Here is a 571-nt window from a genome sequence, read left to right on the forward strand (position 1 = left end):
TGCAGGGGGGACCCTGTGGGAGAGTAGGACACCGCCGGACAAACATTACGAAGAGCCGCCCACCACGTGGGCGGCTCTTCGCCTTTAACACGAACCACCACGGAAAGGTGGCTCGTCGCACTGATGAGCGGCGCCTCGAACGCGAGCGCTGGCCGCTCGTCCTGGGTGAACAGGTCCGCGGGCGGAGACCCGCAGTACGGTTGAGTCTGACGAGACTCCCAATGACAGGAACAGCGTGAGCGATTCGAGCCAGGACTCGGCCGACCAGAACCGACCCGATCGGGCGAAGCAGGGCGACAGCGCCCGCGGTGGCGCAGGTGCGCGGAAGACGACGAGGTCTTCGGGCGACCGGCCATCGAGCGGCGATCGAGGCGCGAAGCGCCCGTACGAGCAGCGCAGCGATCGCAAGTCCTACGGCGACGGCGACCAGAAGCGTTCGTATGGTTCACGCGACGATCGGAAGCCGTACGGCGACCGAAGCGACCGGAAACCGTACGGCGACCGCGATGGTCAGCGCTCGCACGGTGCTCGTGACGACCGGAAGCCCTATGGCGACCGTGGAGATCGCAAG

It is taken from the genome of Agromyces sp. NPDC058126 (assembly GCF_042884595.1).
In the GTDB taxonomy this organism is placed as follows: Bacteria; Actinomycetota; Actinomycetes; order Actinomycetales; family Microbacteriaceae; genus Agromyces.